The organism is Mesorhizobium sp. WSM4312 (genome assembly GCF_002294875.1).
In the GTDB taxonomy this organism is placed as follows: Bacteria; Pseudomonadota; Alphaproteobacteria; order Rhizobiales; family Rhizobiaceae; genus Mesorhizobium.
This window is the reverse complement of sequence record NZ_NSFU01000010.1, coordinates 153340-176695: the sequence shown is the minus strand read 5'-3', so window position 1 is coordinate 176695 and position 23356 is coordinate 153340. Positions and strand designations below refer to the sequence as shown.

Genomic DNA, 23356 nt, shown 5'->3' with positions numbered 1-23356 from the left:
GGGTTCTAATCGGCAGGTTGGGCCTTGCCGATTCTTGCGGCGAATGCATGTGCGATGCAGCCGGCCAGCTTTGCCGCACGCTCCGCTATCGGATTGGACGGTTCGGAGGAGTATGAAGCGGTGAACCGCAGGTCGGAGGGATGCCATTCGCAATCGACGATGCGCAGCGAGCCGCTGGCAGTATGATCCTGAACGACTTCCCTGGGGAGGGAGGCGATACCGATCCCGTTCAGCGTCATCGTGATGGAGGCGGCCAGCGAATTGGCCGGAAAGATACGCGGCGTCGCTTCAAGCTCGCCGGTCAGCTTGCGGTAAAGTTCGCTGTAGGGTCTCGTCGTGCGCGCATAGCTGATAATCGGAAATTGCATCAGGTCGCTTAGCGTCAGCTTGCCTCGATTGGGCAATTTCAAGGACGGCGAGCAGACCCATACGAGCGGAAAGGAGGGCAGCTCCATATTCTCGATGCTGTATTCCTGAATGGGGCCCATCAGCACCGCAAGATCAAGCCGGTGGGACATGAGCTCATTGCGCAGCGTCGTCGTCGTGTCGACGACGATGTCGGTATCGACGAGCGGATAGTTCGCCTGCAATTCCTTAAGGAAATCCGCCAGCCAGGTGTGCACGATGGTCTCGGCAACCCCGAGCCTGAGCACGCCCGCTGTTTCCGAAAGGGAGCTTGCGGTCAATTGCAGCCGTTCGGCGACACGCAGGACCCGCTGCGCCGGCGGCAGCAGCCTTTGTCCCTCGGCGGTCAGCCTTACGGTGCTGCTCTGCCTTTCGAACAGCTTGGCGCCGAGCGCTTCTTCCAGACTGGCTATCCGGGTCGATACCGCCGGCTGCGTTGTGTTCAAGCGTTCCGCAGCCTTTCGGAAGCTTCCGAAAGTCGCCACCAGGAGAAAGGTTTCAAGCTGCTTGATGTTGAAAGGGATCACGATTCAATGCCGGACAATAATCTGGGCGCCGATCTTCACTCGGTCATATAGATCGATAACGTCTTCATTGGTCATTCGAATGCAACCGGAGGAATTGGCCTGCCCGACGGTCCATGGCTGATTGGTGCCATGAACGCGATAAAGCGTGTTGCCGATGTAGAGCGCGCGTGCGCCCAGCGGGTTGTTCGGTCCTCCTGCGACGCGCGCCGGCAGCAAATGGCCCTTCGATGCTTCCCTGAACCGCATGTCGGCCGGTGGTCGCCAATCCGGCCAGTCCTTCTTGCTCGAAATCGTGTCGCGACCGGACCATTCCAGACCCTCCTTGCCGACGCCGACCGCATATCGCAGCGCCTTGCCGTTTCCCAATATGTAATAGAGGCGCCGCTCCCTGGTGTTGATCACGATTGATCCCTTCGGTTGCGTCTCAGCGAAATCGACGATCTCCCTCGGTATTGCCGACCATGCCGGCCGTATTTCGCCATCCGAGGCCTGGCCGGGGGCGGATGGCGAGACAAGCACATTTCGGGCTTGATCGTAGCTCCAGCTTCTCGGGTCGTAGCCGCTGTTCGATTGACCTTGCGCCGGCGCCATCGCGGCAGTCAACGTGGCAGCGACCAGAACCGATTCACCCAAGCCCTTGCCGAGCCGCTCCCCGATCAGGGGCCATTGCCAAGCAATGCCGGTCGGACCATTCAGGCTCAAGAGCAGGTTCTTGCGTGCCGCCACCTGGGCTGATCCCTTCAAATCCGAGCAACAAACCGGCGACCGCGAGCCTTCGCTGCCCGATTCCAGCCCGCACCATATCGCTTTGCTCACTGACCGCAACATTTGGAACTAACTACGTGAGTTCAATCCAATTGGACTTCCATTTTAGCAACGCACGCGATAGGGTGAAATTGGCGGGTAACCCATGAGACGGGCGACGCGGGCTAGCTCCGCGCGTCCGTGATAGGATCAATTTTGACGGGTCGCGTTACCTGCCTCGTGGACCGGTTATCGGGAGCCAACGCTGCCTTCATGGCTGGTGTGATCCTGCTGTTCACGCTTGCTGCTTCGCAGGCGAACGCCGCCGAGCCGCGCTGGCCCGCGGGCCCCTACAAATATATCACCATCGACCAGTCGGTGACGGATGCGCTCGCCGAGCTTGGCCGCAACATGCGGGTGCCGATGCGCGTCAGCAAGCTCGTTAAGGGACGTTTGAGCGCCGGTATGCAAGTTGGAACGGCGCGCGAATTTCTGGAAGATATTTGCAATCGATACGGTCTGGTCTGGCATTTCGACGGTATCGTCATGAACGTCGCCACCGAAGCTGAAATCCAGACCGAACTGATCCCGCTCGATGCCAACACGGCCGCCGGCGCGGAAGATCGGCTTTCGCGGCTGGGCGTCATCGATCCGAGGTTTCCGACCAAGGTCTCCAGGCAAGATGACATCGTCTCGGTGTCGGGGCCGCCCTCCTACATCGAACTGGTCAGGAAAACGCTCGGAGTTCCTGCGGCGACGGGCACCAAGCAAGAGTCGGGCAAAGTTGTTTCGGTCCGCGTTTTCCGCGGAACGCAGGCGGAGGTGTATAATGTCCCCTCCGCCCAACCGAACTAGGAAAGAGGAGGGCAGGTCCATGCAAATCGCGCCGATTGGAGCTCTGGAAGCTACGCTTGCAAACTTGACCACCAGCATAAGCTCACAACAGCAGATCACCGCCGGCGCTGCAGCGCAGCCTGGCGACGGAATGGTCGGAGCCAAGCAGGAAAAGCACGACGCAGCGAAGGTCAACACGCCTGAGCGCGGTGATGTCGCCACACGTGCGGGTCAGCAGGTGGCACAGGCATCGTCCGGCGCCAGTCCGGCAACGGCTGGACAGTCCTCAAAACCGGGAAGGACGGAGCCGATCGTTGAGCGCAAACTCTTCGACTATCTGGCCGAGGTGGAAAAGACCGGAGGGGGCCCGGCCACGGATCCCTCGGCCTTGTTCGGCTCCGCTGTCCAGTCGCTGGAAGGAACCATGCAGCAGGTCCAAAAGGCCCTTGGCAAGGCGAACATCCCGGCGCAAGCCGAAACCGCCGCCACGCCGGATGCCGCCGCGGCAGGCAAGGAAGCCGAAAGTGCGCCGACAAAGAATGCCCAGCACCTGCTCGAGCGATCCATTTCGGTGATGTGGGCAGCAGCCAATCTGGAAGTCGTGACCAGCAGCGTGAAGGCCGTGACGTCGTCCACCAGCACGTTGATCAAGCAACAGTAGGCGCCGCGGAATGCTCGTGCCCGAATTGTTCCAGTCGCGACGGTCGGCGCTGTTCAATCGATGTGCCGCACGGTGCCGCGTGGCGCTTGTCGTCGCCGGCATGCTGATGCTCCAGGCGTGTTCGGTGGAACTCTATTCCAACCTCGATCAGCGGCAGGCCAACGAAATCGTGGCCACGCTAATGCGTCACGGGATTTTGGCCCAGCGCGAGGCCGGCAAGGACGGCAAGATGACGGTTTCGGTGCAGAAGGGCCGCTTTGCCGAGGCAATGGCCCTTCTCGACGAAAGCGGTCTACCCAAACAGGAATTCCAGACGCTCGGCGACGTATTCAAGAGAGGCGGGCTCGTATCCTCGCCGGTGGAAGAGCGGGCAACGATGATCTATGGCCTGAGCCAGGAGCTGTCGCAGACAATCTCCGAAATCGACGGCGTGCTTTCCGCGCGGGTTCACCTGGTCCTGCCCGAGAATGATCCGCTGAGGCAGCAGTTGGTGCCGTCGTCCGCGTCGGTATTCATCAGGCATCGCGCATCGGTGCCGATGAACGAGCTGATCCCGCAGGTCAAGATGCTGGTGGCCAAGGGCATCGCCGGGCTGACCTACGACAATGTCTCCGTCACGCTCATTTCGGTCGCCGCGACCGCCCCGGAGCAGGAATCCGAGCCAGGGTTCATAACTTTCCTTGGTCTCTGGCTGCATCCGGACAGCGTGGCGGCGGCGATGTGGCTGTTCTACGGCATGGCGGCCGCGATACTCGCGCTGGCCGCCCGGTTGGCGTACCTGCAGTGGTACCGACGGCCTAATGTCTACGCCCTTGAAGCTTCCGCAATCCCCGCGAGGAAGGCATGACCGGGGCCGGCTCGGAGCAAGCGGCCAGCCCGGAATGGCAGGCCTTCATCTCTAGCCTCGCATCCTATGCGGACGCGGCCCGACTCGCCGAATGCTTTGACGATGCGATCAGCGAAGCTGCGTGCCAGCGCATGTTGCAGTCGCAACGCCTGCATGAGCGGTTGTCGAAGCTTCTGCTCGATCACTACCGGCTCTCTTGCGCGACCGATGAACCGTCGGACGACGTGGATCGGGCGATTGCCTTGTCGTCGGGCGAGGAATTGGAGGACCTAGCTCTTCGCTCGGGTGCGATCTACTGGGCCGGCAATCTTGCCGCCGCCATTGACGGGCGCGAAGCCGATGCGTTGCAGACTGCGCTGGGCGCGGATCTCTGCACTTTTGCGGTTGCCAATCGCGATCTGGCCGGTCCAACGCGGCCGTTGCACCCGCTTGAGGATATCCGCGGTCGTGTCTATGCCGATGGTTTGAGCTGCCTTGGCGGATGGTGCCAGGCGATGCCCGGCGAGACAGGCGCGCGCGTCCGCATCAAGCTCATGCCGCACGAATTCGTCGACCGGACCGCCAAGCCGTTCATCGAGGCCGGTCCGGCAATTGTGCGGCGAGCGATGGGTTAGCGCGATGGCCGAAGCGGACACCGCGACCGTTGAGATACCAAGGCGCCCCTATGCCCGCATCCTGCGCGCCGCTGAAGCGCGGGCCTGGCAGGATGGATATGCATTTCTCGATGCCGCGAGGCGTGATGCCCAGCAAATGCGCGAAGCCGCCCGGCGCGCCTACGCAGCCGAATACGCTCAGGGTTATGAGGACGGCAAGGCGCAAGGCGACGCGGATGCCAGCCGGCTGATAAGCGAAACGGCAGTCAAGGTGGATCGCTATCTGGGCGGGCTCGAAGCCGAAGTCACCGGGCTCGCCCTCGAGGTCGTCAGGCGAATTCTGGGGGAGTTCGACGTCGGCACGCTTGTCGCCAGGGCTGCTGGACAGGCCGTGACCGAAATTCGCCGTGCCAGATATCTGAAAATCCGTGTCCATCCCGCTTCCGTGGACCGGGTCCGCGAGGAGCTGGACACGGTCTTGCGCAACAGCGATCTGGGTATGATGGTTGAAATCGATGCGGATGATGCGCTGGCGCCGGCGGCCTGCATCCTCTCGACCGATATCGCCGTCATTGACGCCAGCATCGACGCCCAGCTCGATGCCGTCGCCGCCGCAATCCGGTCAAGGGCCGAGGCGCCGGCATGACAGGTCCCGCCATCGATATCGAAAGCCGTCTGGCGTCCATCATTCCAAACCTCCGTTCTGGCCTTCGCGACGATTCGAGCCGTCCCCGCAAAGGACGTGTCCGGCGGGTCACCGGAACGGTCATTCATGCGACCGTCGAAGAAGCCAGGATCGGTGAGATATGCGAGCTGGTCGACCCCAGAACCGGCCGGACGACCAAGGCGGAAGTCGTAGGCCTCATGGATGAGATGGCGGTCCTTGTTCCACTGGGCGATCTGACCGGGCTTTCAAGCCTAACCGAAGTCGTTGCGACCGGGAAGGACCAGCTGGTGCCCGTCGGCCCCGGCCTTCTGGGCCGGGTGATCAGCGCGTTCGGCGAACCTTTGGATGGCAAGCCGCTTTCGCCGGACGGCATTGTCGGCAGCTATCCGGTCAATGCCTATCCGCCATCCCCGCTGGAGCGCAGTCTGATTTCCGAGCCGATCCAGCTCGGAATCCGCGCCCTCGACGGGCTGCTCACCTGCGCACGCGGGCAGCGCGTCGGTATCTTCGGCGAGCCAGGCGTCGGCAAGTCCATCCTGCTTTCCGATATCGTCAGCGGCACCGACGCCGATGTCGCCGTGGTCGCCCTGGTTGGCGAGCGCGGGCGCGAGGTGCGTGAATTCCTCGAACACCAGCTTGGATCGGAAGGGCGCGAGCGGGCGATCGTCGTCGTCGCAACTTCGGACCGGCCCGCCATCGAGCGTGTCAAGGCCGCCTATGTGGCGACAACCATAGCCGAATTTTTTCGGGACCAGGGCAAGCATGTGCTGCTTGCGATGGACAACATAACGCGGTTTGCGCGTGCGCAGCGCGAGATCGGCCTGGCCTCGGGCGAGCCGCCGACGCGCCGTGGTTTCCCGTCTTCGCTGTTTGCGGTCCTGCCGCGTCTGCTCGAGCGCTCGGGCCCCGGTCGAGTCGGGTCCATCACAAGCCTCTACAGCGTTCTCCTGGAAGGCGACGGCACGCTGGATCCGGTCGCCGAGGAAATCCAGGCGCTGCTCGACGGCCACGTCTTCCTGTCGAACGAGCTTGCGCAACGCAACCATTTTCCCGCCATCGACGTCCTGCGCAGCCGAAGCCGCCTGATGGATGCCGTCGTGCCGCCGGCACATCGGGCTGACGCCGGCCGCTTGCGCGAACTGCTCGCCCGCTATGCCGACATCGAACTGCTCCTGCGCGTCGGCGAGTACGAAAAGGGCAACGATGCCGTGGCGGACGAGGCGGTAGCGAAGATCGATGCCATCAACGCCTTCCTGCGCCAGCCGTCCGCAACATATGAGACCATCGACGGGACACGCCAGCGCATGCGGGAGATCGTCAATGAAGGAGCCTGACATGATCGCTCGACTGCGCGACCTCAGACGCCGCCGCCAGGAGCGCGCACAGGAAGAGGTGATCATAAGGCGCGCCGCCGCCAACCAGGCCGCGAGGGAAGTTCAGGAGGCGGCCGCGGCCGTCACGGAACACCTCCTGCGCACTGCTAACGCCGAGGATGCGGCCTTCGATGCGCTGGTCGGGCAGCCGGTGAATGCCGCCAGCCTCCACCGGCTGCAGGGACGGTTCGAGGTCGCCGCCAGGAAAACCGGGCAGTTGCGGGAAGGCGAGAAAATGGCCGGCGTCGTCGAGAAGCGACGGAAAGTCGAGCTGTCGGCAGCCCGCAACGACCACCGTGCGAGCATCAAGGCTGTGACCAAGCTGGACAGGCTGTCGGAGCAATTGGCCAAACGCAACGCGCGTCGCCGCCAGGCCCTCGCCGAGCTTTCCGAGGAAGAGGAGCGCGGCCAGCCGCGCTTGTCCACAGAACGATAGCCCAATCCGTGATTGATATGGATGTGATGCCTCAAGACTTCGCGCCGGCAAGAACGAAAGCGCGGGCAAAACCGGCGAAACGCGCGGCGGCACAGTCGAGCAGCGGAGAGCCACTGACTTTAGTAACCGTAGCGACCGCGGATGTCGGGGCGTTGAACGCCTTCTACCGTCGCCGCACTGCCGCGCAGATCACGATTGCCGGGAAGGCCATGGCGATCGCGGCCGCCTGGCCGGGGCTGAATTCCGCGAACCAGCCGCTATGCGCTGTTGGCTTCACTGTCGGGGACATGGCCGGGCAATTGCGCCTGCCGCTTTCTGTTGTCGAGCGAGGTCTCGCCAGGGTCGACGGGGCGGTCGATATGAAACGGCTTGCGCCGGCCCACGCCGCGCTCCTGTTGGAGGCCACGTTCGAAGACGATCTCGAATATATCGAGGCCAGACTGGGCGAGAAGATCGCGATCACCTCGCTGGCACCGGCAGATGCCGTTTCGGGGGAAACTCCATTCGCTTTCGCCCTGACCGACAAGGATGACACCATAGGCTGCGTCCTGACGACGAATGACACCGGTCTGCCGGTACGGATCGGCCGCCTTCTCGACGAGCTCGGCAAAACCAGGCCGCCGATCCCGGCCGAATTTCCGCTGTCGGTCCGTCTTTGGCGCGGTCCGCTTGCGATCACCATTGGCGAGCTTCAAAGCCTGCAGACTGACGATGTGGTGCTGTTCGACGACACGGCGGAAGAGGGCGTGGCGACGCTCATCATTGCCGAGCGCCTTTTCGCGCCGGTGGGCCTGACCGCCGGCGGCCCGCAATTGCTTGCCGCGCCGACCGCAATCACTGGATCGAACTGGGAGTGGGCCATGAACCAGAATACGCCGCCGCCGGACACCTTGGAAGAATCGACTTTGGACGAATTGCCGGTCGTCCTTGCCTTCGAGGTCGGCCGCACGGCAATGCCTCTTGGAGAAGTAAGGCAGCTTGCGCCCGGCGCCATCATTCCGCTCGTCGAGGTAACCGAGGCGACTGTCGACATCCTTGCCAATGGCAGGCGTGTCGGCCGCGGCGAGATCGCGCGGATCGGAGAAAGCCTGGGCGTGCGGGTCCTGCGCATGTTCGACAATGCTTGATAACTCGCCCAACCTGCTTGGAATCCTTATCGCCGTCGGTGTGGTTGGGTTGCTGCCTCTGGCAGTCGTCACGATGACGGGCTTCCTGAAGATATCGGTCGTGCTGTTCCTCATCCGCAACGCGCTCGGCGTTCAGCAGATGCCGCCCAATCTGGTGCTCTATGGCATAGCGCTCGTGCTGACGGTCTATGTCACCACGCCATTGCTGAGCGAAATGTCGAGCCGGCTTCAGGAAGGGCAGGTGCAGTTCCAGACGACGGATGACCTTGCCAGGGCAGCACAACTCGTCAGGGAGCCGTTGCAGCGCCACCTCATGAAGTTCACCCAGCCGCAGGAGCGGCAATTCTTTCTCGACGGAACGAACCGCCTTTGGCCGGAACAGGCGCGGCAAAACCTCAAGGACGACGACCTGTCAATCCTTGTCCCTGCCTTTGTCGCATCCGAGCTTACCCGTGCCTTCGAGATCGGCTTCCTACTTTATCTGCCTTTCCTGATCATCGATATCGTCGTTGCGAACGTGCTGATGACGCTCGGCATGATCATGGTTTCGCCGGTCCTGATTTCGATCCCGCTGAAACTGTTCCTTTTCGTCGCGATAGACGGCTGGTCGCGGCTGATGCATGGCCTCATCCTGAGCTACTCATGACGCCGCCGGGGGTTTTCGCATGAGCAATGATTTTATTCTGGCGAAGGTCCAAGGCGCGCTTCTCACGGTTTTGCTGGCCTCCAGCCCGGCCATCGTCGCGGCACTGGCCGTCGGCGTGCTCGTCGGCCTTGCCCAGGCACTGACACAGATTCAAGATCAGTCGCTGCCGCAGACGATAAAGCTCGTCGTCATCCTTCTGGTTATCATCGTCTTTGGTCCATTGCTCGCGCAGCAGATTGCGCAACAGGCGTCGACCGCGCTGGACGAGTTTCCCATCGTCACCCGCTGAGATACGAGGATGCCGGTCGAACCGCTCTTCACCTCGGTCAAAGAGCTCCAGTTCTATCTTCTGGCAGGTGCTTTCGCGCTCGCGCGCATGACCGGGTTCATGCTGCTCATGCCGCTTTTTTCGCGTGTGCCCCTGTCAGGACTTCTGCGCAATGGTGTTGCGTTGGCGCTGGCGGTTCCGGTCTTTCCGATGATCGTGAGCAAGCTGACGACCACCGATCTGCCGATGACGATGATCGTGCTGTACATGCTCAAGGAGGTCGTGGTCGGGGTGACACTCGGGCTGGCGATGGGCATACCGTTCTGGGCGGCGGAAGCGGCGGGCGATATACTGGATCTGCAGCGCGGCTCCTCGATGGGTGCGCTGATCGATCCGATGATGACCCATGAGACAGGGGCCACGGGCACCTTGCTCGCCATCATCATGGTCACGATCTACCTTGCAGCCGGCGGCCTGCAGCTTTCGCTGACAGGCCTCTACGACAGCTATGGTCTTTGGCCGATCGATCATCTTCTGCCTGTGTTCAGCAAGGACGCGGCTGGAATCTTTCTCGATCTCATGAACCGCATCCTGGTGATGGCGCTGACCCTCGTTTTCCCGCTCATCATCAGCATGCTCTTGTCTGATATTGTGCTGGCCTTCCTGGCGCGTGCCTCACCGCACCTGAATGTTTTTGCGCTTTCGCTGGTCGTCAAGACATTGGTCTTCAGCCTCGTCTTCGTCCTCTACGCGGCTTTCCTTCTCTCTTACATGAATCGCGATCTCGCCTTTCTGCACGAAGCGGGCCGGCAGATCGAAGCGATCGGCTGCCGCGATTGTCAGTGAGAGTCAGTATGTCTATGCAAAACTGCTAATAACTTAGACTTTGCCATCTAAGCAATAAATACAATTTATCGACGAGGAAAGATTCTGTTGATTTGACAATCCGCTAGGTCGCCATGATCCTACACTCTTTCCTGAAACGTGCGTATTTTCGGAAACCATGCCTCGCCAAGTCACTTCATTGTTCTATGACAATTTGCGGCTAGTCGATGCAGACAAACTGCGGACACTGGTCAGGACGGGCGAATATGAAGGGCGCACAGGAGGGCTTGCAAGAGGCAAGCTTCAAGCCAACGTCGTGATTGTGCCCCGTCGCTTTGCAAGCGATTTCCATCAGTTTTGCGTCCGCAACCCTAAAGCCTGCCCCTTGGTCGCGGTAAGCCGCGCCGGCAGCCCATTGCTTCCAGCGCTAGGCGATATCGATATCCGCACCGATGCTCCGCAATACAATATCTATCACTTTGGGGAGGTGATCCGTCAGAGGACAGATATCATCGACCTTTGGCGGGACGATTTTGCCGCCTTCGCGCTCGGCAGTGCGCTTACCGTCGAAGCGGCCCTCGTGGAAAAGGGCGTCAAGCTCCGCAGCATCGGCCACGGCAAAGCCCTCCCAAAGTTTCGGACCAAGATCATGACGCGCGGCGCGGGACCTTTTGGTGGCGAGATGGTCGTGTCCATGCGTCCCATGAGACGCTGCGATGTCGACAAGGTTCGCGCCCTCACCGCACGCTTCCCGCTTGCCCACGGTTCTCCCATCCATGTCGGAGATCCATCGATTATCGGAGTAAGAGATCTGACCGCTCCCGATTGGGGCGATGCGGTCGAAATCCTGGAAGGGGAGGTCCCAGTGTTCTGGGCCAGCAGCCTGACCGCGCAAGATGCACTTGCTCGCGCCGAACTCGCGATCTCGATCACGGTATCGCCAGGGCATATGTTGATTACCGACGTCGACGCCAAAGCGGATGCGGGCACTTTCAAGGTGTGATAGCAGCGGTTCTGGCATCCAGCGATACCGTTGTCCTCATGTTCGGAAGTTGACGACCGAGACATGTTGGGAGCATCCGTCGGCTTTTCAGGTCTAGCCCCGAACCCGTCAGTCCGCTTGCGACCCCAAAAGCGGTTCTGCAATTTGGGGGTTCCTGGAAGCTTTTCGAACTTTCTGCCTTGCGCCTCCAGGTGAATTGCGTTCGCTTATGATGGAAGTTCGATGTCTCTATCCGCAGCTATGCGAACTTGAGCAATACGAATTCTGGGGTTCGAGTCGGTAGACCGCTACATTCCGAGACCCACTATCGAGGAAGCACTCTTCTACTATCGGCGATGCTCAGTCGAGAATTTAAACGTCGAAGAGCGCCTGGTATAAGGTGGTGCGCCCCCGGCACGTCGCCGGTGGGTCGTTTTGGTCGAAAAACCAGAGCGCCCAAGGTGGGACGCTCCAGAAGCTTGTCTCTACTAGGCCCTGGACTTGCGCTTGGCAGGGACTTTTTTAGCAGAGACCGGCTGCGGTTTGCGTCCTAGCCCCGCCGCCTTCGCAAGTGTTGATCTTTGAGCCGCGTAATTCGGCGCAACCATAGGGTAATCCTGCTTCAATCCCCATTTCTCGCGATATTCATCCGGAGAGAGTCCGTAGTGTACCGAGAGATGCCGTTTTAGCGATTTGAATTTCTTCCCGTCTTCGAGGCAGATGATGTAGTCCGGCGCTACCGACCGTTTCGGATTGATGGCTGGCTCCTGTTTCGGCAGCTCGGCCACATTCGGCTGGCCAAGGCCTGTCAGTGACGAATGGATCGACGCGATGAGATCTGACAACGCAGCAACGGGTAGTGGATTTTGGCTTACATAGGCAGAGACAATGTCTGCAGTCAGCCCGACGAGATCGGCCGTTTGGGCTTCGTTTTGATCGCTCAAGTATCAGCTCCTACGATAGGGATAAAGCTCGCCCCACGCATCTGTCGTATACCGCAATTTTGAGCGATGCCGAGAGAAATTCCACCAGCGGATACTGTTAGATGGATGTCACGGAGACCAAGCCACAGAGCGCATCCAATTCGCCTGGAGTTCTTGGAAGCTTTTCGAACTTTCTGGATCGCGCCGCAGCCCGAGTTGCATTTGCTTATGGACAAGGTGGGTCAGTAGATTCGATTTTCAGATAAGAGGTGTCGACCTCTGGCACGTGTGCCTTGCTGATAGCGCGCGTCAGCACGAGCGCCTAAGTATTCCCAACGACAGCTTTGCGCCCATGCAGGCAGCGGCATACGTCAAAACAACGCTTAAAGCGTGTCGTCTGAATCCGTTGAGACGTGACGCTCGGTTCTGCCGCCCCATTCCTCGGGCGCGACATCGGCGATCGTCTGCGAGAAAGTCCAGGCGTGGCCGGCGAGATCGCGGCAGGGATATTGCCGTTCGCCATAGGGGTAGCTCGTCGGCGCGGTCAGCGCCATGGCGCCGCGGCGCATCGCGCGGCGGTGGTGCGCATCGACATCCTCGACACGCACCATCACCGAGAATCTCTCGTCGCCGGGCGACAGCGCGGATCCGCCGCTCTTCAGGGTCGTGACCACGACGCCCCCGTCGCCGAAGCCGAGCTGGACGCGATGATTGCCGATCGTCAGCCGCAATTCGAATCCGAAGGCTTCGCAGAGCCAACGACTCGCCGCTTCCACATCTGGGTAGGCAAGCACCGGTATGACCGTATTGGCAGGCATGGAGCGGTTCTGCATGGGCGAGCCTCCTTCCGGGGTCGATGACGGCAGCGCCGCGTTTCAATTATAGGGCGACCGGCATTGCTGTAGAGGGCCGTCATAGGGCTGGTAGCTGTTATCCCAGGCGCGGTAGGAGCGGTAGTGGTCAAAGCACCAGCGCACATGGGCGGCCGCCAGGCGCGCCGCGGGGGGCGGGGGTGGCGCTACCGTGGCGGCCGCCACGCCGGCCGCGAAGGCGGCGGCCGGGAACCAGTAGCCATTGTAGTAGCGGTAGCCGGGCCGTACACGCCAATAACCCCGGTAACCATTGTAGTAATAGGCGCCGCCGACAACGTAGAAACCGCGCCGGTACCAGACCGGCGTTGCCTGGCTGGTCACGGACGCCGGAACTGCCGGCGCCGCAAGCGGCATGGCCTCGGCCGGCGAGGCCAAGATCACGGCGCCGAGCATCAGGCCGCAGAAAGCAGTGATCATTCTCTTCATCGATAGTCTCCTCTGATTTGGTTTGGCATGGATCACGGGCGCTTCAGCGCCCGCAGTTCGGAAATCGAAAGCGCGCCGTCGCCGTCGGTGTCTGCCTGCAGCAGCCGGTCGGGAATGGCGGCCGTGAATTCGTCGCGCGAGATTTTGCCGTCGCCGTTGCGGTCCATGCGCCCCGCCTCGGCCTGCAGCCCCGTGAACCGTGCGGCCTGCACGTCGCGCTTCGCCTTGACCTGTGCCATGGCCGCCTGCACCTCGTCGGGGTCGAGCACGCCATTGTGGTTGGCGTCCAGCCGGTCGAACATCAGCGCCCGCGCTGCCTGGATCTCGCTGAATTCGAGCTTTCGGTCGCCATTGGTGTCGATGCGCCGGAACGCCTCCCTGGCGCCTTGGTCGGCTGCGAATGCGCTGCAGCCGCACAGAAGCAGCCCCGCAAAGGCGGTCACGATCTTGGTCATCTGGGTCTCCGCTGAAATCGACGGCCCGCCGCGGACCGTCCTTGCAGCGTCTCCTACGCAAGAGTTCGCCGGCTCCTACGCGCCGTCTTCGAATTTTTCGGAAGGTCGATGCACGGGGCACCGCGGTATGGCGGCCGCCAAAAAAATCCGGACGTCGGCGTAGGAGCACGAACCGGGCTGCGTATTGGCCGACAGTCGCTCCCCCGCGACGTCACAATCGAAAGGAACCACCCATGAAATGCTCAGCGATCCTTGCGGGCCTGCTTCTAGGCCTCACGCCGATCTGCGCCGCCGCGGCGCAGGACATGCCCGGCCAGCGCATCCTCCAGCGCCTCGACACCAATGGCGACGGCGCGATCTCGAAGGACGAGATGCTCGCCGCCCGCGGACGTCCCTTCAAAAGGCTCGACCGCAATGGCGACGGCGTCATCGACGAGAACGAGATCGAGACCGCCCGCCAGGCCATCGATGACCGCGCCCTGGCAGCCGAGGCCCGCCTCGGCAATCGCTGGCGGCGCATGGACAGGAATGGCGACGGCAAGGTCACCGAGAGCGAGTTCCAGGCCAGCACGCCGCTCTTCGATCTCGCCGACCGCAATGGCGACGGCAGGCTCTCCGCCGACGAGATCGCGGCGATCCGCAAGATCGTGGCTGCTCACGCCAACTGACCAACCTGCCTGCCAGAAAGGAAATGACATGCTTTCAAGACTCAAACTTCCGCTGCTTTGCCTTGGCGCAATGGTCGTCTGGTCGGCCGCTTCCCCGGCCTCCGCCGAGGAGTGGACGCGCAAGACCGCGCATGGCGGCGAACTAAGCCGCAGCGTCGACCGGGACGGCAATATCTACACCGGCTCGACCACGCGCACCGGACCGAACGGCGGCACCTACACGTCCAATTCAACCTGCAAGGCCGGCGTTGTTGACCGCTGCTCCAGGAGCTATTCTGCCACCGGGCCGAACGGCAAGACCGTTTCAGGTCAGCGCTACAGCGCGGCCGGACCGTTTGGCGGCCGTTCTGTCGGCAGCTTCACGGGCCCGAACGGCAACACGGTTCACGGCTTCCGCCGTTGGCGCCGCTGATATCTGGTGGTGGACTTGACGTCGGAATTCGTTCTTCTCCCGAGCCGGATCGTCGCAGATTTCTCCCTCGCCGCCGGGGGCTCCTCGACCGGTGCCCGCCGCCGTGCGGGATGAAGCCTCCAATGGCGACGAGGAGCTTCTGGCCCGCATCGCCGCGGGCAGCCAGGCGGCTTTGTCCGCGCTCATGGCCCGTCACGGCCGTGGGCTGCGGACATTCGCCACGCGTTATCTCGGCCATGCGGCCGATGCCGAGGACGTGGTGCAGGAGGTGTTCGTGACCGTCTGGAAACAGGCCGCGCGCTTCGATCCCGGCAGGGCGCGCGCCTCGACATGGCTCTACCGGATCACGGCCAACCGGTGCATCGACCAGCGCCGGCGCCGCGCGCTGCGCAATTTCTTCGGCCTGGACGACATCGGCGAGGAGCCGGCCGCGCTGGAAGCGAATGCCGAGACCGCGACGGCGGCAAGGCAGGAGCTGGCGATCGTGCGCGATGGCCTGTCGCGCCTGCCGGAGCGCCAGCGGATGGCGCTGCTTCTGCGGGCGGTGGGCGAGCTTGACATCGCGGCGATAGCCGAGGTGATGGGCGCCAGCGCGGGCTCGGTCGAGCAGTTGCTCGTGCGCGGACGCCGCGCGCTCAGGGATCATTTGGCAGATGCGGCCGGGGGCCGCGAAAGGAAGTCCTCATGACACGCGAGGAATTCGAGAACAACCGGCGCCGCTTCGGCGACGACATCGACGCCTGGCCGGCGTCCTTGAAAGGCCCGGCCCTGGCATTCATGGCGCTGGAAGGCGATGCCGGCGCCGACGCGGCGCTCGACAGGCTCGTGCGGCAGGCCGCGCTGGTCGAGAGCGACGACCGCGCTTTGGCGCGCAAGGTGATGGCGCGCATCGATCGCGGCGCGGCGCGTCCTTCGCTGGTGCCGCGCTTCCTCTTTGCGCCGACGGGCCTCGCCGCTTGCGCCGCCGCCTTGCTTGTCACTGCGACAATCGCCGGCTACCAGGTGGCGCGCTTTCAGGACCAGTCCCAGGATTCCGAACTTCTGGCGCTCGCTGCGGGCGCCAGGCTTGCAGATGACGGAGGGTCGGCGATCACGGCCGATCCGGGCGAGGGGGATCCGCTATGACCAGGCGCTCATGGACCTGGGCGGCCGTGCTGGTTGTGCTCGCGCTGTCGCTTGCCCTCAACTTCTTCTTCATTGGCTATGCCACGCATGGCCTGCGCCAGGCGGCCGTTGCGCGCGGGCTGCTGGCGGAGGTCGCGGGCGCCTATTCACCTGAGGTGCGCAAGGAGTTCCGTGCGGTCATGCGCGACAACCGCGCCCGCACGTTCGAAGCGCTGCGGCAGCTGCGCGCGGCGCGCGCCGACCTTGCGGCGGCCGAGCAGGCCCGACCCTTCGACGAAGCGGCGGTCAGGCAGGCGATGGTCGCGGTGCGCGCCGCCACGACCAATCTTCAGGCAACGGTCCAGGATTATCTGCTTGCCGCCATGAAGAACGTCAATGCGAAGCCGGCCGGCGGCGGATGAGCGGTCGCCGCACTCGCGGCACAGTTGCCGTGACCTATTTCAACATCGGAAACATGCTGACGGACCGATGCTGCACGACAGGCTTGTCCTGATATTGCTCTGGCGAGAGCTGGTCGCCGGCCTGCGCGCGGTGCGACGCCGCGATCTTGCCTGGATTGCGTTCGGCGGCGGCGGGCTGCTCGTTTATGCACCTTTAAAGGCGGGTTAGTCGCGCGTCGTACACCGCGCACATGGTTGGTTCATCCAAAAAGGGAACGGACGCGCGACGGAGGCCGCTCGATGAATCGGGTCAAGTATCTGAAATGGGCCGAAAGTCGCAGCAGCAACCGACGCCAGGCCAGCCCCCTTTTTACTGTTTCTGCAAGCCGGACGCCCCCAGCAGAGACTAGACTAGACGCCTCACCTAGCGCCATGACGCATCGCGTCGGCAGTCTGGCCGTCGACGACATTGCCGCCGTCGCAGCGAAATAGCTTCCCGGGCTGCTTCTTCGAAACAATCCTGACCGCTGACTCGTCTGACGGGTAGGTTCTCGTGCCTCAGTCCGTGGCTTCGACAATGACAGCTAACCTCAACGTGCCAGGCGAGGCGCAATGTTAGCGGTCTGGCGGATGGAACTCGCGTAGAATCCGCCAGAACTCGCGTAGATTTCGCCAGCGATCCGTCCAACTTGGGTTGCAGCTACAGCGCGTACGGCCATTCGGCGGCCACGAAACGGTAGCTGCCATTTTCGGAAGCGATGTGGCCAAAACCGGGAAACGGCATGTGCATCCCCGCTAGAAGGATGCGATCGTAAGCTGCCTGGTCAAACGCGCGCTTGCGGGACGCTGCAGCTTGGTTTCCATCAACGTCAAAGGCAGGACCCCATTCGGGATGGGCGAACTGAAATGCGGCATGGTGTACAATATCGGCCCAAATGAAGAGGGCATCGTCTCCGGAACGGACCATAACGCCGGTGTGGCCGGGTGTATGGCCGGGGAGCGGCACGGTCCTTAGCTCGCCGAATACCTCGGTTTCATCGGAAAACTGTGTCAGACGCTTTTGGTAAGCTTTGGCGACGGCGCGAGCTCCAGAGAAAAATGGCTTGAATGCTGCTGGAGCCTGGCCAAGAGCGCCATCGTCGTGCCAGTAGCGAAAGTCAGCTCCCGAAACAATCAGCTCCGCGTTTGAATACACGGCCTTCCCATGCGGATCGATGGCGCCGCCAACGTGATCCGGATGCATATGGGTGAGCAGGACCGCATCAATCTGCTCGGGTTTGACCCCGACCGCGGCAAGTGCTTGCGACACCTTTCCGAGCGTTGGACCGAAGAGATCAGCTGCCCCTGTGTCGATCAGCACAAGGCGGTCGCCCAGGTTGATTAGATAGGCGTTGACCGGGCTCAAGCGCGGCGAGGGCGGCTGGAATTGTTCGCGGGCGAGGCGGGCAGCTTCTTCCTCCGGTGCTTTGAATAGGGTGGCGGGCATTTCCATATAACCGTCAAGAAGAGCGGTCACCTCGATCTTTCCGACCTTCCGGCGGATCACGCCGGGCACCGGGGTTGCGGCAAGGGGAACTGCGGCAAGAGCGGCAGGGGAGCCGGGGAGAACGGCGAGCGAAGCGAGGCCGGCAGAGACGGCGAAAAGGTTTCGACGTGAGATAGACATGTCAGCTCCTGGAAGTTTCGGACGATTGGCTGAAGTGCTATATCGCGATTATCGCCGCTGATTAATTCCGCCAAACTTGATAACATTTATCTCGGCTACTTATAAATGGGACCGCCACCTTGGATCGTCTTTCGATGTTGTCGTGTTTCGTGCGCGTCGCAGAAAGCGGCAGCTTTTCGGCTGCGGCTCGTGATCTTCAGCGCGCGCAGTCTGCCGTAAGCCAGCAAATCCGGGCTTTAGAAACCCAGCTGCAGACTCGGTTATTCGATCGAACAACGCGAAAAGTTGCTTTGACGGAGGCGGGTGCTCTTTATCTGCAGCATGTCAGAGGCGTACTGGAGCGCATGGAGGAAGCCGACCAGATCGTCAGTGATCTAGACGCAGGAATCACGGGTCGATTGGCCGTTAGCGCGCCTGTTAGCTTTGGGACCCAAATTCTGGGCGCATACCTTTTTCAGTTCAGGGAAGAGCACCCGGGCATCGATTTGGACGTCTCACTCTCCGATCGCTTCGTTGATCTGGCCGCCGACGGTCTCGATCTCGCGGTTCGGATGGGACCGGTTACGGAAAGTCAGCTGATCGTGCGAAAGATAGGGCTACTGAAGCGCAGTCTCGCGGCGACGCCTCAATATCTTGATGGGCATGGACGGCCGAGCCATCCTGCGGATCTGAAGCATCACGATTACGTCGTACGCTCGTATCTAGAAGGCGCCGAACAGATCCGTCTGACGCGATCCGCAGAGGTCACGGAAGTTCTCGTAAAGCCAGTACTCCGATCTGACAATTCACATCTTATATGCGAGGCGATCGTCGCAGGCATGGGTATTGGACTCGTCCATGACGTCCTTCTGGATCCGATGATTGCGTCGGGCACACTTGAACGCGTGCTTCCCGATTGGCGGCACGAGCCACAGGTCATTCAGGCCGTCTATCTTTCGAATCGCTATGTTCCTAGAAAGGTGCGCGCCTTCGTCGAGGGTCTGGCAAGATTTCTGCGGACACGTGGAGCGCTCGCAGAATGAGGGCACAAGCCGATCTTAGCGACAAGGTCGTCGCGGATAAGATCGATTCCGCGATTTTGATGGAGACGCATCCAGCCGTGCCAGCGACAGATTTCGTTCTTGCCGCTTCTGACCAGAAAATGATTCTCTCGCAGTCGCTTTGGCCGGCGATGCCTGGCGCCGGTCGTCTTTCTCTGGGCGCTCGTCTTGGTTCTTGCAGAGCTGGTGCTGAGCCGGACTTGGTTCGGCCGGGCGCTTTATGCCGTCGGAGGTCACCGGACGGCTGACTCCGGATTTCGGAATTCCGGATCTGGGTTCGCTGCCTATGCTGCCAGCGGCGGCATTTCGGCAGCGGCGAAGATCATCGTCTCCAGCGGCCGGGCGCTTGGCTCGCCGGAAAAGTTTGCCGAAGTGACCGCCGGCAGGCTCAGCGCCGCCGTCGGCGTCTCGAGCCGCGGTAGACGCGGGCTACGCGCCGAAAGACTTGCAAGTCGGCCAGACCGGAAAGATAGTCGCCCCGGACCTTTACATCGCCTGAGTGATTTCCGGCGCCGTACAGCATTTGGCCGGCATGAAGGATTCTAGGGTGATCGTGGCGATTAACACCGACGCCAACGCGCCAATCTTCCAAGTCGCCGATTACGGAATCGTTGCCGATCTTTTCGAGATCTTGCCCGAGCTCCAACAAACCCTCTGACGACAAGACGGACGACCGCAGCAGGGACCGTATCCAGCCGAGCACCGGGTCGCCATCTCTTTGCGCGAGCCACATCATATTGGCTGTGAAGCCAGCAACAGGCAGCGGCAGCTCGCGCAGTCCTAGCGGCCAATGTGCCGCCGCCATCTTGCTGAAGCGCCGGCCGAGAGCGATGACGAGCCCTGTTTCGGCGACGATCTGCGGAGCGTGGAGGAAGTTCGGAACCGTGAGAAGGACTCGGCGCATTAGCCCCAAGGGCCGAAGTGCATCGTCGACCTGTCCGACCGGACCCCAGAAGAGGAAACCAAGGCCCACTCGAAGCCCGTCATGTCGCGCGGCGCGAGGGTTTCCGCAGCCAGGATCGGATGGCCCTGATGCGCGACGATGACAAAGTCGTCCTCAAACAGCTGCTCGGTCCATGGAGCGCTCAACGCGGTCCCGACTGATGCTGCCACCCCTCACCACCATCATGCAGCCTTTGTCGCGTGGATGGTATGAAGCATCTCCGGCTTTAGATGAGTGTATCGCCGTAGCATCTTCCAATCTTTGTGCCCTGTGACCAGCGCGACCTGTTCAATTGTGAACCCAGCTTCAAACAGACGGCTCGTTCCTTCGTGCCGCAAGTCGTGAAAATGAAGGTCCTGGATGCCAAGGTCAGCGCATCCTCGGCGGAAAGCGGTGCCGATTGACCTATGATTGAACGGGAAAATGCGATCATCGTCATTGCTGCGCCTTGCACGCTGCTCCTCGACAATAGCCCACGCATCGTATCCGGTCGCGGCGAATAGCGGTATGCGCTGATTGTTGCCCTTCTTGTTCCGAGGATCTTTTCGGTCGCGGATGAGGAGCATTCGCATTCGAGAATCAACGTCGGACCAACGCGCCTTGCAAATCTCCTCCTGCCGCATGGCCGTAGCGATGGCAAAGCGTATGATGCGACCGACAGGCGCTATCTGCAGGGGGTTTGAATTGAAGTGGGCGATCAGCCTATCGATCTCATCTTGGGTGGGACGTCTGTCTCGCTCGTTCCCTTTACCCACAAGGCCAAGCCTTGTCGGAGCGATACGCGCCAGATCAACCGGTTCGACCTTGACTGGCAGACCGTGAACCGCCGCAGCATGAGAGAGGACAAGTTTTACAAAGCCGATATCGATACCAAGAGTCATCGGCCCGGCGCCCTGGACGGCCCGCTCTCGGCCGAAACGAATGATCCGTTCGCGATCGAGAGCCGCTATGTTGCACTTCCCCAGATGTCTTCGCAGCATATTGAGGGCTGCGGCCTTGGAGCGGCGAGGGGACTTGCCTACATCGCTCATGTCGCCGATATGAAGGTCGATGAGGTCGCCGAAAGTTTTCAGGCGCGCTATGCGGGACTTGGTCGGCGTCTCACCGCGATCGACCTGGCGCTCGGTGTCGGTCGCCCAGCGCCGTGCGTCGTCTCGGCGAAGGAAGGTCTCGCTAACGTAGCGTCCTTTGCGACGGACCTGGACACGCCAGGAACCGGACGAGAGCTTTGTGTAGGTGGCCATTTTTTCGTGTGCGCTCGGTGTGCACTGAGAGATCGAAACGTGGCGAAAAGGGTCGTATTCTGGCGTAAATTCGGGTTGGGCCGCTAGGACCTAAGAATTTGATGTTAAAGAAAAAATGCTGAAAAATCAAGATCATAGAGTCGCCGTCGCCCCGATGATGGACTGGACGGACCGGCATTGCCGGTTCTTCCATCGCCAGCTGACGAGCCATGCGCTGCTCTACACCGAAATGGTGGTGGCCGACGCGGTCATACAGGGCGCGCGCGAGAGGCTGCTCGGTTTCGATGCGGTGGAACATCCGGTCGCGCTGCAGCTCGGCGGCTCGGATCCGGCGAAACTTGCCGAGGCGGCGCGCATTGGCGAAGCCTTCGGCTATGACGAGATCAACCTCAATGTCGGCTGCCCGTCCGACCGCGTTCAGTCGGGCACGTTCGGCGCCTGCCTGATGAAGGTGCCCGACCTCGTCGCCGACTGCGTCGCGGCAATGAAGGCGACCGTGACAATCCCCGTCACCGTCAAGTGCCGAATCGGCGTCGACGAACAGGATCCGGAGCTGGCGCTGGATGCGTTGGCGAACGGGGTTTTCGCGGCCGGCGCCGACACCCTGTGGGTGCATGCGCGCAAGGCGTGGCTGGAAGGGCTGAGCCCCAAGGAAAACCGCGACATCCCGCCGCTCGACTATGACAGGGTCTATCGCCTGAAGGCCAAAAAGCCGAACGAATTCATTGGGATCAACGGCGGAATTCAGTCGCTTGAAGAGGCGCGCGCGCATCTCGATCATGTCGACGGCGCCATGCTCGGCCGCGCCGCCTACCACACGCCAGGCATACTGGCCGGCGTCGACGCAGCCTTCTACGGCGCAAGGCCCGAGGCGTTCGATTTCGCTGGGCTGATCGATGCCATGGCGGACTACGCGGCGCGCCACATCGAACGGGGCGGGCGGCTCGGCCATGTTACCCGCCATATGGTCGGGCTGTTCCATGGGCTGCCCGGTGCACGCCGCTACCGCCAGATCCTGTCGACCGACGCAAACCGGCCTGGTGCCGGGCCCGACGTGCTGAAGACGGCTTTCGCGGCCGTCGAATTCGGTGGAGGGGCCGCCGAGGCGGCCTGAGCTCAGTCCCTGAGGATCATGCGGTCGCCACGCACGTCGAAGCCCGACAGCGAGCCGATGAAGTTCATGCCGAGCAGGCTTTGGCTCAGCATGCCGGGTGCCGCGACCATCACCGGCATGTCCTTGCGCACGATGCCGCCGATCGCCACCGAGTCGGTCTTCACCGCGGCGGCGCGCGCCATGCCGTTGGCTGTCGAAACCGGTATCGTGTAGTTGAGCGCCGCCGGATTGAAGCCGGCGGCCTGCGCATCTTCCGACGTCAGCACAGTGCTGGTCGCGCCTGTGTCGACAACGGCCCGGATCGGGTTGCCGTTGACCAGGATGCGCGCTTCGAAATGGCCATTGTCGGCCTTGTCGAGGGTCACCGTGGCGTGGCCGTCTTCGACACCAAGCGCCAGCGGGCTGCCGGGAACGAGGCCCGCGGTCACCCGGCTGGCGACGTCTTGCAGTTCGTAGCGGTACTGGTAGCCGGCGATCAGCGCCAGCACGATTGCCGCCCAGGCGCCGAAATTCCGTGCCATGTCGCCCAACGGGCGGCCCGATCGCAGCAGGCCGGTGGCGATCAGGGCGCCGAAGGCGCCAAGCCATATCAGCCTGCCAAAATCGTAATTCTCGACGCCAAGCGTGCTGCCGGCGGAATCATTGAGCACGAGCAGGGCCGCTCCAACGCCGATCACCGCCATCAGAATCCAGAACAGTCGGCTGCTCATCCGTGCCTCGCTAGGGCAATTCCAGGAAAAGTGTGAAAACGGTATTCCATAGGAATTGCGTTAAAACAAAGAGTTGGAGCGGTTCGCCGTTTCCGTGAAACGGTGAAGGCTCTAGAGTACGTCGCGTTCGCGCGCCATGCGGGTGCGGCGCGTTTCGCGGCGCGGCCGGCGCTCGACCGTTTCCAGTCGGGCCGGCAGTTCGGCCATCACATTGCGGCGTGATTCGGGCGTCATCCCCATCCAGGCGCCGATTTCCTCGCGCGTGCGGCCGCAACCGAAGCAGAAGCCGGTTTTCATGTCGATCGAGCAGACCAGGATGCAGGGGGATTCGATGGCCGTCATGACTTTCTCTCGAGGGATCCGTGCGGACTCCGCTCTTCCACCTCCACATGGTGCAACGGCAAAGCCAATGCAAGCCCTCGCGATCGCGCCTTCCCGGGCCA

At 62.0% G+C, this 23356-nt stretch carries 29 protein-coding genes and 2 pseudogenes; 20 read left to right on the top strand and 11 right to left on the bottom strand.

The genetic code is table 11. From position 1 onward, the window contains the following. Positions 1 to 5: 5 nt before the first annotated feature. The 3 genes and pseudogenes from CK228_RS18665 to CK228_RS18660 form a co-directional block, all read right to left on the bottom strand. Entirely contained in the window at positions 6 to 686 is a 681-nt protein-coding gene (locus tag CK228_RS18665; protein WP_245318217.1) for a substrate-binding domain-containing protein, read from the bottom strand. Between the two features lie 111 nt (positions 687 to 797). Beyond that, positions 798 to 890: pseudogene (locus CK228_RS35805) on the bottom strand (LysR family transcriptional regulator); the annotation flags it as partial. Between the two features lie 45 nt (positions 891 to 935). After that, positions 936 to 1658 carry a L,D-transpeptidase gene (locus tag CK228_RS18660; protein WP_245438061.1) on the bottom strand — a complete coding sequence of 241 codons (723 nt, stop codon included), beginning with the start codon at positions 1656 to 1658 and terminating at the stop codon, positions 936 to 938. 291 nt (positions 1659 to 1949) lie between these two features. On the opposite strand from CK228_RS18660, the gene CK228_RS18655 reads away from it, so the two are divergent. From CK228_RS18655 to CK228_RS18600, 12 genes are all read left to right on the top strand, one after another. After that, positions 1950 to 2531, top strand: a complete 582-nt coding sequence (locus CK228_RS18655; RefSeq protein ID WP_245438060.1) for a type III secretion protein — start codon at positions 1950 to 1952, stop codon at positions 2529 to 2531. Positions 2532 to 2550: 19 nt separating this feature from the next. Next, a complete protein-coding gene (locus CK228_RS18650; protein ID WP_143750605.1) occupies positions 2551 to 3171 on the top strand; it encodes a hypothetical protein in 621 nt (206 codons plus the stop codon). A gap of 10 nt (positions 3172 to 3181) precedes the next feature. Further along, the gene (sctJ, locus tag CK228_RS18645; RefSeq protein WP_095774386.1) at positions 3182 to 4018 is read left to right on the top strand and encodes a type III secretion inner membrane ring lipoprotein SctJ; all 837 of its coding nucleotides are present in this window, start codon (positions 3182 to 3184) and stop codon (positions 4016 to 4018) included. Then, positions 4015 to 4632 (top strand): SctK family type III secretion system sorting platform protein, encoded by a 618-nt coding sequence (locus CK228_RS18640; RefSeq protein WP_095788783.1) that lies wholly within the window; start codon positions 4015 to 4017, stop codon positions 4630 to 4632. Before sctJ ends, CK228_RS18640 begins: the two co-directional genes overlap by 4 nt. 4 nt (positions 4633 to 4636) lie before the next feature. Beyond that, positions 4637 to 5257, top strand: coding sequence for a type III secretion system stator protein SctL (gene sctL / locus CK228_RS18635; protein ID WP_095774388.1), 621 nt, complete (start codon positions 4637 to 4639; stop codon positions 5255 to 5257). Beyond that, entirely contained in the window at positions 5254 to 6612 is a 1359-nt protein-coding gene (locus CK228_RS18630) for a FliI/YscN family ATPase (RefSeq protein WP_095788782.1), read from the top strand. The genes sctL and CK228_RS18630 overlap by 4 nt, the downstream gene beginning before the upstream one ends. Then, the gene (locus CK228_RS18625; protein ID WP_095793050.1) at positions 6599 to 7087 is read left to right on the top strand and encodes a hypothetical protein; all 489 of its coding nucleotides are present in this window, start codon (positions 6599 to 6601) and stop codon (positions 7085 to 7087) included. Before CK228_RS18630 ends, CK228_RS18625 begins: the two co-directional genes overlap by 14 nt. Before the next feature lie 152 nt (positions 7088 to 7239). Further along, positions 7240 to 8214: a type III secretion system cytoplasmic ring protein SctQ gene (gene sctQ / locus CK228_RS18620; RefSeq protein ID WP_179295967.1), complete on the top strand. Its 975-nt coding sequence runs from the start codon at positions 7240 to 7242 to the stop codon at positions 8212 to 8214. Further along, positions 8207 to 8860, top strand: a complete 654-nt coding sequence (gene sctR / locus CK228_RS18615; protein ID WP_095774392.1) for a type III secretion system export apparatus subunit SctR — start codon at positions 8207 to 8209, stop codon at positions 8858 to 8860. The genes sctQ and sctR overlap by 8 nt, the downstream gene beginning before the upstream one ends. Positions 8861 to 8879: 19 nt before the next feature. Further along, entirely contained in the window at positions 8880 to 9149 is a 270-nt protein-coding gene (locus tag CK228_RS18610) for a flagellar biosynthetic protein FliQ (protein ID WP_095774393.1), read from the top strand. Between the two features lie 9 nt (positions 9150 to 9158). Then, on the top strand, positions 9159 to 9974 hold the full coding sequence (sctT, locus tag CK228_RS18605) for a type III secretion system export apparatus subunit SctT (RefSeq protein ID WP_095788779.1): 816 nt from the start codon (positions 9159 to 9161) through the stop codon (positions 9972 to 9974). A 157-nt stretch (positions 9975 to 10131) separates the two neighbouring features. After that, the gene (locus tag CK228_RS18600) at positions 10132 to 10956 is read left to right on the top strand and encodes a DUF1445 domain-containing protein (RefSeq protein WP_095788778.1); all 825 of its coding nucleotides are present in this window, start codon (positions 10132 to 10134) and stop codon (positions 10954 to 10956) included. 467 nt (positions 10957 to 11423) lie between these two features. Here CK228_RS18600 and CK228_RS18595 read toward each other — a convergent pair whose 3' ends face one another. The 4 genes from CK228_RS18595 to CK228_RS18580 form a co-directional block, all read right to left on the bottom strand. Continuing rightward, positions 11424 to 11879 (bottom strand): MucR family transcriptional regulator, encoded by a 456-nt coding sequence (locus CK228_RS18595; RefSeq protein WP_095774396.1) that lies wholly within the window; start codon positions 11877 to 11879, stop codon positions 11424 to 11426. A 362-nt stretch (positions 11880 to 12241) separates the two neighbouring features. Then, entirely contained in the window at positions 12242 to 12691 is a 450-nt protein-coding gene (locus CK228_RS18590) for a VOC family protein (protein ID WP_095788777.1), read from the bottom strand. 42 nt (positions 12692 to 12733) lie between these two features. Further along, positions 12734 to 13156 carry a BA14K family protein gene (locus CK228_RS18585; protein WP_095774398.1) on the bottom strand — a complete coding sequence of 141 codons (423 nt, stop codon included), beginning with the start codon at positions 13154 to 13156 and terminating at the stop codon, positions 12734 to 12736. Positions 13157 to 13188: 32 nt separating this feature from the next. Then, positions 13189 to 13611 (bottom strand): EF-hand domain-containing protein, encoded by a 423-nt coding sequence (locus tag CK228_RS18580; RefSeq protein ID WP_095774399.1) that lies wholly within the window; start codon positions 13609 to 13611, stop codon positions 13189 to 13191. A gap of 233 nt (positions 13612 to 13844) precedes the next feature. Between CK228_RS18580 and CK228_RS18575 the strand changes: the two genes are divergently transcribed. From CK228_RS18575 to CK228_RS18555, 5 genes are all read left to right on the top strand, one after another. Continuing rightward, positions 13845 to 14279: an EF-hand domain-containing protein gene (locus CK228_RS18575; protein ID WP_095788776.1), complete on the top strand. Its 435-nt coding sequence runs from the start codon at positions 13845 to 13847 to the stop codon at positions 14277 to 14279. 28 nt (positions 14280 to 14307) lie between these two features. Next, positions 14308 to 14691 (top strand): hypothetical protein, encoded by a 384-nt coding sequence (locus tag CK228_RS18570; RefSeq protein WP_095788775.1) that lies wholly within the window; start codon positions 14308 to 14310, stop codon positions 14689 to 14691. 91 nt (positions 14692 to 14782) lie between these two features. Further along, the gene (locus CK228_RS18565; protein ID WP_095774402.1) at positions 14783 to 15379 is read left to right on the top strand and encodes a sigma-70 family RNA polymerase sigma factor; all 597 of its coding nucleotides are present in this window, start codon (positions 14783 to 14785) and stop codon (positions 15377 to 15379) included. Next, a complete protein-coding gene (locus tag CK228_RS18560) occupies positions 15376 to 15816 on the top strand; it encodes a hypothetical protein (protein ID WP_095788774.1) in 441 nt (146 codons plus the stop codon). The genes CK228_RS18565 and CK228_RS18560 overlap by 4 nt, the downstream gene beginning before the upstream one ends. Then, entirely contained in the window at positions 15813 to 16217 is a 405-nt protein-coding gene (locus CK228_RS18555; RefSeq protein ID WP_095788773.1) for a periplasmic heavy metal sensor, read from the top strand. The genes CK228_RS18560 and CK228_RS18555 overlap by 4 nt, the downstream gene beginning before the upstream one ends. 679 nt (positions 16218 to 16896) lie before the next feature. Here the strand turns inward: CK228_RS18555 and CK228_RS18550 are convergent. Then, the gene (locus CK228_RS18550; protein WP_095788772.1) at positions 16897 to 17862 is read right to left on the bottom strand and encodes an MBL fold metallo-hydrolase; all 966 of its coding nucleotides are present in this window, start codon (positions 17860 to 17862) and stop codon (positions 16897 to 16899) included. 119 nt (positions 17863 to 17981) lie between these two features. On the opposite strand from CK228_RS18550, the gene CK228_RS18545 reads away from it, so the two are divergent. Next, a complete protein-coding gene (locus CK228_RS18545) occupies positions 17982 to 18884 on the top strand; it encodes a LysR family transcriptional regulator (RefSeq protein WP_142875980.1) in 903 nt (300 codons plus the stop codon). A 192-nt stretch (positions 18885 to 19076) separates the two neighbouring features. Beyond that, positions 19077 to 19560, top strand: a pseudogene (locus CK228_RS18540) (FAD-binding protein); the annotation flags it as partial. A gap of 467 nt (positions 19561 to 20027) precedes the next feature. Here the strand turns inward: CK228_RS18540 and CK228_RS18530 are convergent. Then, positions 20028 to 21089: a site-specific integrase gene (locus tag CK228_RS18530; RefSeq protein WP_095788770.1), complete on the bottom strand. Its 1062-nt coding sequence runs from the start codon at positions 21087 to 21089 to the stop codon at positions 20028 to 20030. 115 nt (positions 21090 to 21204) lie between these two features. Here CK228_RS18530 and dusA point away from each other — a divergent pair, with 115 nt between their 5' ends. Beyond that, positions 21205 to 22203 carry a tRNA dihydrouridine(20/20a) synthase DusA gene (gene dusA, locus CK228_RS18525; RefSeq protein ID WP_095788769.1) on the top strand — a complete coding sequence of 333 codons (999 nt, stop codon included), beginning with the start codon at positions 21205 to 21207 and terminating at the stop codon, positions 22201 to 22203. A 2-nt stretch (positions 22204 to 22205) separates the two neighbouring features. On the opposite strand, the gene CK228_RS18520 is transcribed toward dusA, so the two are convergent. Beyond that, positions 22206 to 22913, bottom strand: coding sequence for a TIGR02281 family clan AA aspartic protease (locus tag CK228_RS18520; protein WP_095788768.1), 708 nt, complete (start codon positions 22911 to 22913; stop codon positions 22206 to 22208). Positions 22914 to 23024: 111 nt separating this feature from the next. After that, positions 23025 to 23255, bottom strand: a complete 231-nt coding sequence (locus tag CK228_RS18515) for a DUF1289 domain-containing protein (protein WP_064988667.1) — start codon at positions 23253 to 23255, stop codon at positions 23025 to 23027. Between the last annotated feature and the right edge of the window lie 101 nt (positions 23256 to 23356).